1 protein-coding gene and 1 pseudogene are annotated in these 692 nt (G+C 67.3%); both read right to left on the bottom strand.

Annotated features, from left to right (window positions below; genetic code table 11):
- Positions 1-322: LLM class flavin-dependent oxidoreductase (locus AC1DWF_RS34840; protein WP_476843039.1), on the bottom strand; the 322-nt coding region annotated here is incomplete at its 3' end.
- Positions 323-406: 84 nt separating this feature from the next.
- Positions 407-692: pseudogene (locus AC1DWF_RS34835) on the bottom strand (ABC transporter substrate-binding protein); the annotation flags it as partial.

Here is a 692-nt window from a genome sequence, read left to right as displayed (position 1 = left end):
AGGCGGCGACGCCGAAATTCAGCCGCCCGCCGGAGATGTGGTCGAGCATGGCCACGCGGTTCGCGAGCTCCACCGGGTGATGGTAGGGCAGCAGGAAGCCGCCTGGACCGAGGCGGATGTTCTTCGTTTCGCGGAAGGCCTGAGCGATCAGCAGGTCGGGCGCGGGATGCGGCTCCCAGGGTGCAGTGTGATGCTCGCCGACCCAGGCCTCCTTGTAGCCCATTCCGTCGAGCCACCGCATGACCTGGAGGTCCCATTCATGCCCGTCGCGCAGCGAGCGCTCGGGCGGATGGGACGGCATGGTGAAGAAGCCGAATTCCATGGTGCTTTCTCTCCCGGTTTTCCGGAGAGACTAAACCCCAGGTTGCATCCGGCAGAACCCATCAGCCATGCGCTGCAGCAAAGGTTATGTACGCACCAGCGGACAACCGCCCTGGCTGAGCGGGCGCATCGCCTGCTCGGGCTCGATGGTGCCGGCCAGCTTGTAGAGATCCCAGCCGGTGCGCACCTCGGCCGGCGTCTTCACCTCGAAGAGATAGACCGCGTGGATCTTGCGGCCGTCCTCGCGCACGCGGCYGGCGCCGAGGCAGTCGTCATCCGTGGGCATGGCCTTCATGCGCTCGATGGCCGTGCGGCCCGAGGCCTTGGCCTGCGCCGGCCCCATCGCGGCCGCCGCCTTCAGGTAGTGCAGC

The sequence above is a fragment of the Aminobacter sp. P4_D5 genome, assembly GCF_056401815.1.
Note: the sequence above shows the minus strand (reverse complement) of the source record. Positions and strands in the feature narration are given on the sequence as shown.